Source organism: Pseudonocardia sp. ICBG601, assembly GCF_020496245.1.
Map to the genome: position 1 here is coordinate 273371 of NZ_JAHLJA010000002.1, position 14197 is coordinate 287567.

Below are 14197 nucleotides of genomic sequence, written 5' to 3' on the forward strand. Positions count from 1 at the left end.
CCGGTCCCGGGCCCGCCGAGCGCGTCGAGAAGCACCCGGGTGCTGCTCGACAGCGGTCCGACTGCGCTCAGGCACTTCTCGACGCGGGCCGGGCAGCACGGGACATCGCGGGGGACGGCGCCGGTCGGGGTGCCGGACCCGCCGGTTACCGTGTGCGCGGAGCCGTACCCGCTGGTGGGGCGGCCGGTGAGCCGGGAGGCGGACGCACCGTGTGGCGATGGGACCGCTGGGGGACCGTGGAGTACGACGGTCCCGCGCTCGGTCAGGCGCAGGTCGTGCGGCGGCTGTCGGGGTCGATGGCCCGCGGCGCCGCCCTGGTCGGTGTGGCCACCACGGTGGTCTGCGCCGTCGGCGGGGTCGTCGCGGCCGGGGTCCCGGGCCTGTCCGCCGCGGCCCTCGGTGGCCTGCTGGCCACCGGCTCGGCCCTGCTCACGCCGGTGCTGATGCTGCGTACGACCCATCTCGAGCCGGGCGCTGTGATGCTGGCCGCATTCGGCGGCCTCGCGATGAAGGCCATCATCCTCCTGCTCGCCCTGTTCACCCTCGGGGGGGCGGCGGGCCTGCACCGCATGTCACTGGCCGTCACCATGCTCGTCGTCTTCATCACGACGACGGCGGCGGAGGCCTGGGCGGGGCAGAAGCTCCAGATCCTGATCGGCACCGATCCGGGGTCCACAGATGCCTGACCTGGGGTTCGACGACCGTTTCGTCCGTTCCTGCGGTGCCCTCGCGGGCCTCCACGGGGGCTGTCGAGGGCGTCGGGCGGATGACCGGGCGGCGACCGCCGGGGGAGTTAACGGTGAATCACCCGACGCGACGCGCCGGACCCGACCAAGATCGTTTCGTCGGACGAACGCGCAGGTGAGGTGCGTACGAGCCCCCGACATCGTGTAGAAGTACGGCTGATAGCATCCGCCACGTAGGCGATGTGGGTGACTTCCGGTGTTTCGACCCGGCCGCCCGGAAACACATCGCGCCACGAGGCACCTTGCAGGCGATCCCCCGTTCCGCGTGGATGCGGAACGGGAGCACCGGAAGGACCCCCATTGGGCACGTTGGTACTGGCGGCCGAGGAGTTCACTCCGCCCGGCGCAGGTCTGTTCGAGTACCCGCCGATCTTCGGCGCCGTCACCAAGCCGATGGTGCTGGCGGTCCTGTCGCTGATCATCGTCGCGGCCGTCTTCACGCTGGGCACGCGCAAGCTGTCCATCGTCCCGAGCCGATTCCAGTTCGGACTGGAGTCCTTCTACAACATCCCGCGCAACACGATGGCGCGTGACCAGATCGGCTCCGAGGACTTCAAGCGGTACATCCCGCTGATCCTCGGCCTGTTCAGCTTCATCCTGGTCAACAACATCTTCGCGATCATCCCGGTGATCCAGTTCCCGACGCTGTCGCGGATCGGGTTCCCCATCGCGCTGGCGTTGTTCGTCTACGTCTTCTACCACTACGCCGGGTTCAAGAAGCACGGGTTCTTCGGCTACATCAAGCACGCCGCGCTGCCGCCGGGCGTCCCGGTCTTCATCGCGCCGCTGATCATCGTGATCGAGCTGCTGCAGAAGTTCCTGGTGCAGCCGCTCTCGCTGGCACTGCGTGTGTTCGCCGCGATGTTCGCAGGCCACCTCATCCTCGCCCTGACCGCCGTGGGTGCGGCGTTCCTGGTGTCGGCGGGCTCCGCGCTCGTCATCGCGTCCCCGGTGGTGTTCGCCGCCGGGATCGCGTTCACGTTCCTGGAGGCGCTGGTCCAGGTCATCCAGGCCTACGTCTTCGCCCTGCTCGCCGCCGTGTTCATCGGCGCGGCGATCTCCGAGGACCACTGACAGCACCACCGAGACCCCGGTGCCGCCGGCACCGCGCTCGCACCACCTGCTTCATCCGCCGGCCCGTCCGGGCCGATACACCGAACGACCCGCATCCTGCGGACCCGACGGAAGGAAACCCGAAGTGAACGTCACCCAGGTTCTGGCCCAGGAAGCCGCCAACATCAACCCGGGCCTCGCGGCCATCGGGTTCGGCGCCTCGGCCATCGGCGCCGGTATCGGCGTCGGCCTGATCTGGTCGGCCGTCATCAGCGGCACCGCCCGCCAGCCGGAGGCCCGCGGCCAGCTGATGGGTATCGGCTGGACCACCTTCGTCCTCGCCGAGCTGGTCATGCTGATCGGCCTGGTGCTCTTCTTCATCGCGCAGTAAGAGCCGGCAGATCACTCTCATGCCGGTCCCGGTACCGGCGGCCATGTCAGGGAAGGACACACGGTGGAACTGATTCTCGCCGCCGAACAGCCGCTTCCGATTCTCCCGCACCTCGATGAGCTCGTGCTCGGTGTGGTCGCGTTCGCGATCCTGCTGTTCCTGCTCTGGAAGTTCGCGGTCCCGCGCTTCGAGACGCTCTACGAGGAGCGGACCGACGCGATCGAGGGCGGCCTCAAGCGTGCTCAGGAGACCCAGGAGCAGGCGGACCGGCTGAAGAAGGAGTACGAGGAGCAGCTCGCCGGCCTCCGGGCCGAGGCGGCGCGCATCCGCGACGACGCCCGGGCCGAGGGCCAGCAGATCAAGGCCGAGCTCCGCGAGGAGGCCGAGGCCGAGGCCGCGCGCATCAAGGCCCGTGGCGAGGAGCAGGTGGCCGCGTCGCGCGACGCCGCCCAGCGTGCTCTGCGCAACGAGGTCGGGGGCCTGTCGGTCCAGCTGGCCGAGCGCCTGCTGCGCGAGCAGCTGGCCGACGACTCGCGTCGCTCCGCGACGATCGACTCGTTCCTCGGTGAGCTCGACCAGCAGGGCGTGGCCCAGCGGAGCGGGGCGAACTGATGGCGGCTGTCCTGCAGCCCGCCAGCCGTGAGTCCCTCGCGGCGCTGACCGAGCGGCTGGACTCCTGGACCGACTCCGCGTCGGCCCGGGACCTGACCACGACCGCGGACGAGCTGTTCGCGGTGGCCCGGTTCCTGGACTCCGAGCGCTCCGTCCGGCGCCTGCTGGCCGACGCGTCCTCCCCCGAGGACGCCCGCGCGGACCTCGTCCGCCGGCTGTTCGGGTCCCAGCTCTCGCAGCCGACCGTGGACCTCGTCTCCGAGCTGGCGCGCAAGCGCTGGTCGAAGGCCCGCGACATCGTCACCGGCGCGGAGGGCCTGGCCCGCCGCACGGCCATCGCGATCGCGGACCGCAACGGCTCCCTCGACGAGGTCGAGGACCAGCTGTTCCGGTTCGGCCGGATCGTGGCCCGCGAGCCGCAGCTGGCGAGCCTGCTCGGCGACGGCGCCCGGCCCGTCGAGGGTCGCGTCCAGCTCCTGGACTCGGTGCTCGGCGAGAAGGTCTACCCGGTGACGGCGACGCTGCTCCGCGAAGCGGTCCGGCTGCCCCGCAGCCGGCACCTCGACGTCGTCGCCGAGGAGCTCGCCGAGCTCGCGGCGGCCCGCCGGGACCGCTCGGTCGCCAAGGTGCGCACACCCGTCGAGCTCTCCTCCGAGCAGGAGACCAAGCTCGCCGAGACCCTGGGCCGTATGTACGGCCGCACGATCTCCCTGCAGGTCGAGCTCGACCGGAGCCTCCTCGGAGGCCTGGTCGTGCAGGTCGGCGGCGAGGTCATCGACGGCAGTGTGGCGGGTCGACTCGCCGCAGCTCGCCGATCCCTGCCCAGCTGACCTGCTTCGGACGCGATCGCCGGACCCCGGCGGAACGACCCGAAGACCCCGTTCGAGAGAAGGAACGACGCAGCCATGACAGAGCTGACGATCTCCTCCGAGGAGATCCGGAGTGCGATCTCCAGCTACGTCTCGTCGCTGGAGAGCGGCACGTCCCGCCGTGAGGTCGGGATCGTCGCCGACACCGGTGACGGCATCGCCCACGTCGAGGGTCTGCCCTCGGCCATGACCAACGAGCTGCTCGAGTTCGAGGGCGGCGTCCGCGGCGTCGCGCTGAACCTCGAGCAGAACGAGATCGGTGCGGTCGTCCTGGGCGACTACACCGGCCTCGAGGAGGGCCAGCAGGTCACCCGCACCGGCGAGGTCCTGTCCGTGCCGGTCGGCGAGGGCTACCTGGGCCGGGTCGTCGACCCGCTGGGCAACCCGATCGACGGCCTCGGCGACGTCGAGAGCGACGCCCGCCGCGTGCTCGAGCTCCAGGCGGCCGGCGTGATGGACCGCCAGTCCGTCGGCGAGCCGCTGCAGACCGGGATCAAGGCCATCGACGCCATGACCCCGATCGGCCGCGGCCAGCGCCAGCTGGTGATCGGCGACCGCAAGACCGGCAAGACCGCGGTCTGCGTCGACACGATCATCAACCAGAAGGAGAACTGGGAGTCGGGCGACCCGTCGAAGCAGGTCCGCTGCATCTACGTCGCCATCGGCCAGAAGGGCTCCACGATCGCCGGTGTCCGGCAGTCCCTCGAGGACGCCGGTGCGCTGGAGTACACGACGATCGTCGCGGCCCCCGCGTCCGACCCGGCCGGCTTCAAGTGGCTCGCGCCCTACACCGGCTCGGCCATCGGCCAGCACTGGATGTACCAGGGCAAGCACGTCCTGATCGTGTTCGACGACCTGTCGAAGCAGGCCGAGGCCTACCGCGCGATCTCGCTGCTGCTGCGCCGCCCGCCGGGCCGTGAGGCCTACCCGGGCGACGTCTTCTACCTGCACTCGCGTCTGCTGGAGCGCTGCGCGAAGCTCTCGGACGAGCTCGGCGCGGGCTCGATGACCGGTCTGCCGATCATCGAGACCAAGGCGAACGACGTGTCGGCCTACATCCCGACCAACGTCATCTCGATCACCGACGGCCAGGTCTTCCTCGAGTCCGACCTGTTCAACCAGGGTGTCCGGCCGGCGATCAACGTCGGTATCTCGGTCTCCCGGGTCGGTGGCTCGGCGCAGATCAAGGCCATGAAGACGGTCTCGGGCTCGCTGCGTCTGGACCTGTCGCAGTACCGCGAGCTGGAGGCGTTCGCCGCCTTCGGTTCCGACCTCGACGCCGCCTCGGCCGCCGCTCTGGGCCGTGGCGAGCGCCTGGTCGAGCTGCTCAAGCAGGCGCAGTACGCGCCGGTCTCGGTGCAGGACCAGGTCGTCTCGATCTGGCTGGGCACCTCCGGCAAGCTCGACTCGGTGCCCGTCGCCGACGTGCAGCGCTTCGAGTCGGAGTTCCGCGAGTACTCGCGTCGCCACGCCTCCGGCGCCCTGAACGAGATCACCGACACCGGGAAGCTCTCCGACGACGCCGTCGAGACGCTGACCAAGTCGGTCGACGAGTTCAAGCGCAACGAGTTCACCGCGTCCGACGGTTCCTCGGTCGTCCCCAAGGAGAAGGCCGAGAAGGCCCTCGACGAGGACGATGTCGAGCAGGAGACCGTCACGGTCAAGAAGAACTGAGGCTGATACCCGATGGCGGCACAGATCCGGGTGCTGCGCCGGCGTATCCGGTCGACGCAGTCCATCAAGAAGATCACCCGTTCCCAGGAGCTGATCGCGACCTCACGGATCGCGAAGGCCCGGGCGCGGGTGGACGAGGCACGTCCGTACGCCGAGCTGATGACGAGCACCCTGTCGGAGCTCGCGTCGAACTCGGCGCTGGACCACCCGCTGCTCGTCGAGCGGGAGCAGCCGAAGCGGGCCGCGGTCCTGGTCGTCACCAGTGACCGCGGTCAGTGCGGCGGCTACAACGCCAACGTCCTCAAGGAGGCCGAGCAGCTCCAGGCCCTGCTCCGCGAGCAGGGCAAGGAGCCGGTCCTCTACGTGATCGGCCGCAAGGGCGTCTCGTACTACCGGTTCCGCAACCGGGAGATCGAGCAGTCGTGGACCGGCTTCTCCGAGCAGCCGGGCTACGAGCACGCGGCCGAGGCCGCACGGACGCTGGTCGACTCGTTCATGGCGGGGGAGGACGACCACGACGGCAACACCGACGGTGTGACCGGCGTGGACGAGCTGCACCTCGTCTACACCAGCTTCAAGAACATGATCACCCAGGTGCCGCAGGCCCGGCGGATGGCTCCGCTCGAGGTCGAGTACGCGGCCGACAGTGCCTCGGCGAAGCCGGTCGACGAGATCGACAGCGACGCCGACACGGCCGAGAGCCAGCGGGAGCACCCGGAGAGCAAGGGGCTCCAGCCGCTCTACGAGTTCGAGCCGGACCCGGACACGCTCTTCGACGCGCTGCTGCCGAAGTACATCGGGGCCCGCCTCTACGCGGCCCTGCTGGAGTCGGCGGCGTCGGAGTCGGCGAACCGGCAGCGGGCCATGAAGGCCGCGACGGACAACGCCAACGAACTGATCCGTAGCCTGACCCTGGAGGCCAACCAGGCTCGCCAGGCACAGATCACCCAGGAGATCAGCGAGATCGTCGGTGGGGTCGACGCTCTCGCCAGCGCAGGAAGTGAGAGCTGATGACCACGACCGCCGAAACTTCGGCCGGCCCGATCACCGGGCGCGTCGTCCAGGTGACCGGCCCGGTCGTCGACGTCGAGTTCCCGCGTGACCAGGTCCCGAACCTGCTCAACGCCCTCACGCTGGAGGTGGACCTCTCCGGCGACAAGCGCAAGCTGACGCTGGAGATCGCCACGCACCTGGGTGACAACCTGGTCCGGGCCATCTCCATGCAGCCGACCGACGGCGTCGTGCGCGGCCAGGAGGTCACCGACCTCGGCCGCCCGATCTCCGTGCCGGTGGGCGACCAGGTCAAGGGCCACGTGTTCAACGCCCTCGGCGACTGCCTGGACGACCCGTCCATCCAGTTCACCGGTGACCTCCGGTCGATCCACCAGAAGGCCCCGCGCTTCGACGAGCTCGAGGGCAAGACCGAGATGCTGGAGACCGGCATCAAGGTCCTGGACCTGATGACGCCCTACGTCGTCGGCGGCAAGATCGGTCTGTTCGGTGGTGCCGGTGTCGGCAAGACCGTGCTGATCCAGGAGATGATCCAGCGTGTCGCGCTGAACTTCGGTGGCACCTCGGTGTTCGCCGGCGTCGGTGAGCGCACCCGTGAGGGCAACGACCTCATCACGGAGATGACCGAGTCGGGCGTCATGAAGAACACCGCCCTGGTGTTCGGTCAGATGGACGAGCCGCCGGGCACCCGTATGCGTGTCGCGCTCTCCGCGCTGACCATGGCGGAGTACTTCCGTGACGTGCAGGAGCAGGACGTCCTCCTGTTCATCGACAACATCTTCCGGTTCACCCAGGCCGGCCAGGAGGTCTCGACCCTCCTCGGCCGCATGCCGTCCGCGGTGGGCTACCAGCCCACCCTGGCCGACGAGATGGGCGAGCTGCAGGAGCGGATCACCTCGACCCGCGGTCGTTCGATCACCTCGATGCAGGCGATCTACGTCCCCGCGGACGACTACACCGACCCGGCTCCGGCGACGACGTTCGCGCACCTCGACGCCACCACCGAGCTCTCCCGGCCGATCTCCCAGAAGGGGATCTACCCGGCGGTGGACCCGCTGACCTCGACCTCGCGGATCCTGGACCCGCAGTACGTCGGTGACGAGCACTTCCGCGTCGCCAACGAGGTCAAGCGGATCCTGCAGAAGTACAACGACCTGCAGGACATCATCGCCATCCTCGGTATCGACGAGCTGTCCGAGGAGGACAAGCAGCTCGTCGGCCGGGCGCGTCGCATCGAGCGCTTCCTGTCGCAGAACCTCCTGGTCGCCGAGCAGTTCACCGGCCAGCCGGGCTCGACGGTCCCGCTCAAGGAGACCATCGAGGCGTTCGACAAGATCGCCAAGGGCGAGTTCGACGACGTCCCCGAGCAGGCGTTCTTCCTCTGCGGCGGTCTCGAGGACCTGGAGAAGAACCGCAAGAAGCTCGAGGGCTGATCACCGATGCCTGCTGAGATGACCGTGGAGCTGGTCTCCGTGGAGCGCCGGCTGTGGTCGGGCGACGCACGCTTCGTGCTCGCCCGGACCACGGTCGGCGAGGTCGGCATCCTGCCCGGCCACCAGCCGATGCTGGCCCAGCTGGAGGAGGCCGGGGTCGTCCGCATCGACTCCACCGACGGCTCGAAGCGCACCATCGCGGTGCACGGCGGGTTCCTGTCGGTGTCGGCGGAGCGGGTGTCCATCCTGGCCGAGTTCGCCGAGCAGGCGGACGAGATCGACGTCGAGCGGGCCCGGCGGGCCCGCGACGGCGCCGACTCGTCCACCGACGAGGGCAAATCGGCGATCGCCCGGGCCGAGGCCCGCCTTCGGGCGGCCGAGGCGAACTAGTACGGGGACCGGGCACGGCAGTGGAGCTCATCGCGGCGTTCGTCGGAGTTCTGCTGCTGTGCCTGGTCGTCCCCCTGGTCTGGCTCGCCGTACGGCGGGTACGACTCATGCGCAACGGCGGTGTGGACCTGTGTCTGCGCCGCCGTTTCGCTGTCACGGACTGGCACTTCGGCGTCGGGCGCTACGAGGGCGAGCGGTTCGCCTGGTACCGCCTGACCAGCTTCCGGATCGGTGCGACCGTCGTGATGGACCGGGCCGACCTGGAGATCGTCGACCGGCGGCCGCCGCACCGGTCGGAGGAGTTCGCGATCCCGATGGCGGTCGAGGTGCTGCGCTGCCGCGGCCGCGACGCCGCCGGCCGGGGCATCGACGTCGAGCTGGCGATGTCGGCGGGCGTCCGCACCGGCTTCATGGCGTGGCTGGAGTCCACCCCGCCGGGGCAGGGGCACGGCTACCGCGAGGCGTCCTGACCTCCCCGGATCGGTAGCTCTACGGACCTGTCGTCCGGTCTGTCCGTTCTATGCTGCCGTCGTGGATCTGGTCTTCCTGGCGTTTGCGGGCATTCTCGGCTGGCTGGCGTGGACGTCGTTCCGCGAGGCCCGCGACGGGCACGCCCGCTGGACGCGCGGCCTGGCCGCGACCCCGGTGACGGTCGCTGAGCTCGTCGCCATGGCCGGCTCCGTCCGCGACGAGCTCGACGCCCCGGCGTTCCGCCAGGTGGTGTCGCTGTCCGGCACCGTCGAGCCGCTCGACGACGAGGCCCGCCCGGCCCCGCTCACCGGGGTCGACTCGGTCTGGTTCCGGTTCGTCGAGGAGGCGCTCTCCCGCGGCCGGGACGACCGGGAGGAGCGGCAGGTCGTCGCCGAGCAGCGGCGGGAGCGGCCGTTCCGGCTGACCGACGGCGGCGCGGAGGTCGTGGTCGACCCCCGCGACGCGCACACCGAGATCCCGGTCGCCGAGCGCCGCCGGGTCACCGACGACGGCGAGGGCCACGAGTTCGGCCTGTTCCGCCTCGTCGACCCGACGGTGGCCCGCGAGCGCACCGAGTGGCGGATCGAGCCGGGCTCCCGGCTCACCGTGGTGGGGGAGGCCCGGCTGTCCGGGGACCGGGTACGCCTGTCCGCCGCGGCCGACCACCCGCTCACACTCACCGTCGCCGAGCGCGGCGACCACCTGGAGCGCAGCCGGAGCCGCAGCGGCACCGCGATGCGGCGGGCCGTGGCGTTCGGCTGCGGCGCCGTCGTCGCGCTGCTGGTGGCGGTGCTGACCTGAGCGGGCCGTCCTGAATGGGCCGTCCGGAGCGGGTCCGGTCAGGCGTCGGTGGTCGGGGCGCCGTGCGGGCCGCCCGGCTGCCACAGGACGTCGCCGTCGGGGTTCGCGACCCGGCCGAGGATGAACAGCAGGTCCGAGAGCCGGTTGAGGTACTGCGCGGTCAGCGGGTTGGTGTGCTCCCGGTCGACCTCCAGCAGGCCCCACACCGACCGCTCGGCACGCCGGGCGACAGTCCGGGCGACGTGCAGGTACGCCGCCCCGGGGGTGCCGCCGGGGAGGATGAAGGAGTTGAGCTTGGGCAGCTCGGGGTTGAACTCGTCGCACCAGCCCTCGAGCCGGGTCACGTAGCCCTCGGTGACCCGCAGCGGCGGGTACTCGGGGTTCTCGACGATCGGGGTGCACAGGTCGGCGCCGACGTCGAACAGGTCGTTCTGGATCTGCCGCAGCGGGTCGACGATCCGATCCGGGAGTCCCCCGACGGTCACGGCGACCCCGATCGCGGCGTTCGCCTCGTCGGTGTCGGCGTAGGCCGCCAGCCGGGCGTCGGTCTTCCGGACCCGGCTGAAGTCGCCCAGGGCCGTCGTACCGTCGTCGCCGGTCTTCGTGTAGATCCGCGTCAGATGCACCGCCACCCCGACAGGCTAGGGGCGCCGGTGCCTCGGCGACCAGATGCGGGGGTGCGCCGGACGGTCCGAAGGGTCAGGGCCGTCCGGGGCGGGCATCCGGCGCGGTGACGGTCCCGTTACCGTTCCGGGCGTGGTGGAGCATTTCGCGGTCAACGGCGGGGCCCGGCTGAGCGGGTCCGTCGACGTCGTCGGGGCGAAGAACAGCGTGCTCAAGCTCATGGCGGCGGCGCTGCTGGCCGAGGGGCGGACGACGCTCGAGAACTGCCCGGAGATCCTGGACGTGCCGCTGATGGCCGACGTCCTGCGGAGCCTGGGCTGCACGGTCGCGATCGAGGGGTCGACCGTGCACATCGACGTGCCCGCCGACCCCGGGGCGGAGGCCGACTACCGGTCGGTGTCCAAGCTGCGCGCGTCGGTGTGCGTGCTCGGGCCGCTGGTGGCGCGCTGCCGGCGGGCGGTCGTCCCGCTCCCCGGGGGCGACGCGATCGGCTCGCGCCCGCTGGACATGCACCAGAACGGGCTGCGCAAGCTGGGCGCGACCACCGACATCGTGCACGGCAGCGTCACCGCGACGGCGGGTGACCTGCACGGCGCGCAGATCTGGCTGGACTTCCCGAGCGTCGGGGCGACCGAGAACATCCTGATGGCCGCGGTGCTCGCCGAGGGCACGACCGTCATCGACAACGCGGCCCGCGAGCCGGAGATCGTCGACCTCTGCGTGATGCTGCAGCAGATGGGCGCCAAGCTCGAGGGCGTCGGCAGCTCCACGCTGACCGTGCACGGCGTCGCCGGGCTGCAGCCGACCACGCACCGCGTCATCGGGGACCGGATCGTCGGTGCCACCTGGGCGTTCGCGGCCGCCATGACCCGCGGCGAGGTCACCGTGCGCGGCGTCGACCCGCACCACATCGACCTGGTCCTCGACAAGCTCCGCAGCGCGGGCGCCGAGGTCACCACCGCCGAGCAGGAGTTCTCGGTCACGATGCCCGGCCGCCCCGAGGCGGTCGACTTCGTGACGCTGCCCTACCCGGGCTTCGCGACGGACCTGCAGCCGATGGCGATCGCGCTGTCCGCCGTCGCCGAGGGCACGTCGATGATCACCGAGAACGTGTTCGAGGCGCGCTTCCGCTTCGTCGACGAGATGGTGCGCCTGGGTGCGGACGCCCGCACCGACGGGCACCACGCCGTCGTACGGGGGCGGCCGGAGCTGTCCAGCGCGCCGGTGTGGGCCAGCGACATCCGGGCGGGCGCCGGGCTGGTGCTGGCCGGGCTGTGCGCGCGGGGCACCACCGAGGTCTGGGACGTCGCGCACATCGACCGCGGCTACCCGCGGTTCGTGGAGAACCTGTCCGCACTGGGCGCCGACATCCGGCGGGTCGCGGGCGAGCCGGAGCGGTAGGCGCTCAGCCCCGCAGGGTCGCCGACGGCGACTCGCCGTGGCGGCGCCGGTACTCGGCGGCGAACCGGCCGAGGTGGGTGAACCCCCAGCGCAGCGCCACGTCGGTGACGGTGCTGGCGGCCGGGTCGGCCGCGGCCAGCTCGGCGTGCACCCGGTCCAGCCGGACCGAGCGCAGGTACTCGGTGGGGCTGGCGCCGACGTGGGTGCGGAACCCGTCCTGCAGCGCCCGCACACCGACCCCCACGGCCTCGGCGACGTCGGCGACGGTCAGCGGCTCGTCGGCGTGCCGGTCGATGAGCTCGACGGCGCGGCGGACCAGCTTGGGCAGCGGGCGCCGGGTGTCGTCGTGGAGCGCCTGGCTGTAGTTGTGCGCGTGCCCGGCGAGGAGCTGGCCGAGCAGGACCGACTGCAGGTGCACCAGGGCGAGCGGGCTGGCGAGCAGCGGGCCGTCGTCGCGGATCTCGGCCCACAGCAGCTCCACCAGCCGCCGCCAGGAGCGTCCGGCGGCCGAACCGAGGTCGAGCGGCGCGGCGAAGCGCAGCGGCCGGACGGCGGGGAGCCCGGTGAGGGCGGCGAGCTCGCGTTCCACCGCGGCTCGCTCGAAGCGGACGATGAGCTGCGGGCTGGCGGCGGACCGGGAGACGGCGAGCGCGTCGCCGGGGGAGATGACCACGCCGCTGCGCGGGTCGGCGACGACCCGGTCCGCCCCGACGGTGACCTCGGACCGTCCGCCCAGCGGGATCTCGACGAGGTAGAAGTCCCGCTCGGCGCCGGCCGCGATGCGGACCGGTGCGCCGTAGTCCAGCCGGCAGACGCCGACCCCGCCCACCCGGTCCGACCGGTACCGCGCGGCCAGCGGCGTGGACCGCTCGACGAGCCTGAGGTCGTGCGGGCAGAAGTCCTGCCCGACGATCTCGCGGGTCTCGTCGACGTCGTGGCTGGACAGCCGGACGCGGTGGGCGGTGGCGGTGGCGGTCACGGGCACTCCTCGGGAGCGACGGAGCGGCCGGTCCCGGCGACCGGCCGCTCCGCTCAGGTCGTCATTCTCCGACCTGCACCGTCGTTTCGGGTGTCGCCCGCGTTACGGTCGTCACGAAAACGCGAGTCCTCAGCAGGGGATACGCCACCAGCACGGTCACGAGCGCGACGACGAAGCCCAGCGAGGTCACCCCGGTCTCCTGCAGGACCCCGCCAAGGACCGACGCCCCGACCACCGAGACCACGCCGGCGAGGTTGACCGGCTCCGCCTCGTCCGGCGCCGCGACCCGGCGGCGGCGCACCACGAAGAAGTCCGCGATGATCACGCCCGCGAGCGCGGTCGTCGTGACCCCGAGCAGGCCGAGATAGCTGTTGACCAGGCCGAGGATGTCACCGGCGACCATCAGCAGCCCGATCACGTTCCCGACGACGACCATCGCCACCCGGCCCGGGTTGCTGCCGAACAGCCCGTCGGCCAGGTTCGACAGCGCCAGCGACCCGCTGTAGGTGTTGAGCACCTGCGCCTTGACCTGCGCCACGTACATCAGGACGAAGCCCAGCGTGCCGGCGAGCACGATGAAGAACGCGCCGGAGTTGTTCGCGATCATCCAGGTCACCTTGTCGGCGACGCTCGTGCCGGACTGGGTCGCGGCGACCGCCGGGTTCCGGCCGAGGTAGTCCGAGACCAGGCCCGAACCGGCGTGGATGAGCACGGTCCCGAGCGCGACCACGACGACGTCGATCATGATCGAGCCACCGACGGCGAGGATGCCGACGTCGCGGCTGGAGCGGGCGTAGCGGGCGAAGTCGGCGTCGACCAGGGCCAGCGCGCCGGCCGACCCGGCCAGGATCGACAGCACCGCGGTGAACCGCTCCGCGCCGCTGCCGTAGCCGGGCACGACCGGGCCCGCGGCCAGCAGCTCGCTCATCGACAGCCCGGAGCGGACGAACGCGACGACGGCGAGTGCCACCGTCAGCACCACGAACACGACCAGCAGGACCATCGAGGTCCGCTGCACCAGCGACAGCCCGAACACGGTCAGCCCGATCCAGGCCAGGGTGAGCACGCCGTAGATGACGATCGCGTTGGCGAGCGTCGGCTCCCAGCCGAACATGAACAGCGTGCCGTAGTAGAGCAGCGCGTTCTCCAGGGCCAGGAAGCCCAGGATCATGAACGCGAAGATCAGCGACGCCAGCGCCGACCCGCGCACGCCCAGGCCGTAGAAGCGGGCGGTCACGGTGCTGGAGGTCCCCGAGACGTAGGCGACGTGGCCGACCAGCCAGCCCAGCGCGCCACCGAAGACGGCCACGACGACACCGGCGAGGATGCCCCAGCCGACGCCCGCGATCAGCGTGACACTGCCGCCGATGGCGAGCTGGATCAGGGTGGAGGCGATGCCCGCGGTGTTGGTCATCAGCCCCCAGCCCGAGCGGCGCTCGGAGTCGGGCACCGCGGTCAGTGCGTGGTCTTCCATCTGTGCGCGCAGCTGCGCCGGTGCGGAGCCGGAGCCGGAGTCGGTCATGGCGGTCCCTTCGTGGGCGACGGTCCAGGCCGTCGATGCCGCGGAACGCTAGGAGCGCCCGCCACGACCGGCGATCCGTCCGGCGCACCGTTTGTCCGCGCAACGCACCCCGCTGTCCGCGCAGGTCCGGACGGGGCCGTGGACGCGTTGACGGCCGCCGTCGCGGAGGGCTCCGATGGCGCCGCCGGCCGGGGCCCGCCCGGCCGTACGAGGAGGGAAC

The 14197-nt window shown here is 71.3% G+C and carries 15 protein-coding genes; 12 read left to right on the plus strand and 3 right to left on the minus strand.

The window, feature by feature from the left end; translation table 11 throughout:
- Positions 1-209: 209 nt before the first annotated feature.
- The 11 genes from KPL57_RS01355 (at position 210) to KPL57_RS01405 (ending at position 9451) form a co-directional block, all read left to right on the plus strand.
- On the plus strand, positions 210-686 hold the full coding sequence (locus KPL57_RS01355; RefSeq protein ID WP_226350072.1) for a hypothetical protein: 477 nt from the start codon (positions 210-212) through the stop codon (positions 684-686).
- 360 nt (positions 687-1046) lie between these two features.
- Positions 1047-1820, plus strand: a complete 774-nt coding sequence (gene atpB / locus KPL57_RS01360) for a F0F1 ATP synthase subunit A (RefSeq protein WP_062397367.1) — start codon at positions 1047-1049, stop codon at positions 1818-1820.
- 124 nt (positions 1821-1944) lie between these two features.
- Positions 1945-2190 (plus strand): F0F1 ATP synthase subunit C, encoded by a 246-nt coding sequence (locus tag KPL57_RS01365; protein WP_020621511.1) that lies wholly within the window; start codon positions 1945-1947, stop codon positions 2188-2190.
- A 63-nt stretch (positions 2191-2253) separates the two neighbouring features.
- Complete coding sequence (locus KPL57_RS01370) at positions 2254-2802, plus strand: F0F1 ATP synthase subunit B (RefSeq protein WP_062397364.1); 549 nt, start codon at positions 2254-2256, stop codon at positions 2800-2802.
- A complete protein-coding gene (locus KPL57_RS01375) occupies positions 2802-3632 on the plus strand; it encodes a F0F1 ATP synthase subunit delta (protein ID WP_226350073.1) in 831 nt (276 codons plus the stop codon). The genes KPL57_RS01370 and KPL57_RS01375 overlap by 1 nt, the downstream gene beginning before the upstream one ends.
- Positions 3633-3707: 75 nt before the next feature.
- The gene (gene atpA, locus KPL57_RS01380) at positions 3708-5345 is read left to right on the plus strand and encodes a F0F1 ATP synthase subunit alpha (RefSeq protein WP_226350074.1); all 1638 of its coding nucleotides are present in this window, start codon (positions 3708-3710) and stop codon (positions 5343-5345) included.
- A gap of 12 nt (positions 5346-5357) precedes the next feature.
- Positions 5358-6356 carry a F0F1 ATP synthase subunit gamma gene (locus KPL57_RS01385; RefSeq protein WP_226350075.1) on the plus strand — a complete coding sequence of 333 codons (999 nt, stop codon included), beginning with the start codon at positions 5358-5360 and terminating at the stop codon, positions 6354-6356.
- Positions 6356-7789 (plus strand): F0F1 ATP synthase subunit beta, encoded by a 1434-nt coding sequence (gene atpD / locus KPL57_RS01390; protein ID WP_226350076.1) that lies wholly within the window; start codon positions 6356-6358, stop codon positions 7787-7789. Before KPL57_RS01385 ends, atpD begins: the two co-directional genes overlap by 1 nt.
- Positions 7790-7807: 18 nt before the next feature.
- Complete coding sequence (locus tag KPL57_RS01395; RefSeq protein ID WP_020621465.1) at positions 7808-8179, plus strand: F0F1 ATP synthase subunit epsilon; 372 nt, start codon at positions 7808-7810, stop codon at positions 8177-8179.
- A gap of 20 nt (positions 8180-8199) precedes the next feature.
- Positions 8200-8649: a DUF2550 domain-containing protein gene (locus KPL57_RS01400; protein ID WP_062397354.1), complete on the plus strand. Its 450-nt coding sequence runs from the start codon at positions 8200-8202 to the stop codon at positions 8647-8649.
- Between the two features lie 61 nt (positions 8650-8710).
- Positions 8711-9451 (plus strand): E3 ubiquitin ligase family protein, encoded by a 741-nt coding sequence (locus KPL57_RS01405; protein WP_226350077.1) that lies wholly within the window; start codon positions 8711-8713, stop codon positions 9449-9451.
- A 38-nt stretch (positions 9452-9489) separates the two neighbouring features.
- Here KPL57_RS01405 and KPL57_RS01410 read toward each other — a convergent pair whose 3' ends face one another.
- Positions 9490-10083 (minus strand): cob(I)yrinic acid a,c-diamide adenosyltransferase, encoded by a 594-nt coding sequence (locus KPL57_RS01410; RefSeq protein WP_226350078.1) that lies wholly within the window; start codon positions 10081-10083, stop codon positions 9490-9492.
- A 124-nt stretch (positions 10084-10207) separates the two neighbouring features.
- Between KPL57_RS01410 and murA the strand changes: the two genes are divergently transcribed.
- Positions 10208-11476 (plus strand): UDP-N-acetylglucosamine 1-carboxyvinyltransferase, encoded by a 1269-nt coding sequence (gene murA / locus KPL57_RS01415; RefSeq protein WP_226350079.1) that lies wholly within the window; start codon positions 10208-10210, stop codon positions 11474-11476.
- Between the two features lie 4 nt (positions 11477-11480).
- Here the strand turns inward: murA and KPL57_RS01420 are convergent, their stop codons facing one another.
- Both KPL57_RS01420 and KPL57_RS01425 read right to left on the minus strand, forming a co-directional pair.
- Positions 11481-12455: an AraC family transcriptional regulator gene (locus KPL57_RS01420; protein WP_226350080.1), complete on the minus strand. Its 975-nt coding sequence runs from the start codon at positions 12453-12455 to the stop codon at positions 11481-11483.
- A gap of 61 nt (positions 12456-12516) precedes the next feature.
- Positions 12517-13977 (minus strand): cytosine permease, encoded by a 1461-nt coding sequence (locus KPL57_RS01425; protein WP_226350081.1) that lies wholly within the window; start codon positions 13975-13977, stop codon positions 12517-12519.
- Between the last annotated feature and the right edge of the window lie 220 nt (positions 13978-14197).

Bases quoted from the DNA above. Each gene is read 5' to 3' on its own strand.
- atpD (WP_226350076.1), top strand. From the start codon at position 6,356: ATGACCACGACCGCCGAAACTTCGGCCGGCCCGATCACCGGGCGCGTC.
- KPL57_RS01375 (WP_226350073.1), top strand. From the start codon at position 2,802: ATGGCGGCTGTCCTGCAGCCCGCCAGCCGTGAGTCCCTCGCGGCGCTG.
- KPL57_RS01425 (WP_226350081.1), bottom strand. From the start codon at position 13,977: ATGACCGACTCCGGCTCCGGCTCCGCACCGGCGCAGCTGCGCGCACAG.
- atpA (WP_226350074.1), top strand. From the start codon at position 3,708: ATGACAGAGCTGACGATCTCCTCCGAGGAGATCCGGAGTGCGATCTCC.
- KPL57_RS01385 (WP_226350075.1), top strand. From the start codon at position 5,358: ATGGCGGCACAGATCCGGGTGCTGCGCCGGCGTATCCGGTCGACGCAG.
- KPL57_RS01395 (WP_020621465.1), top strand. From the start codon at position 7,808: ATGACCGTGGAGCTGGTCTCCGTGGAGCGCCGGCTGTGGTCGGGCGAC.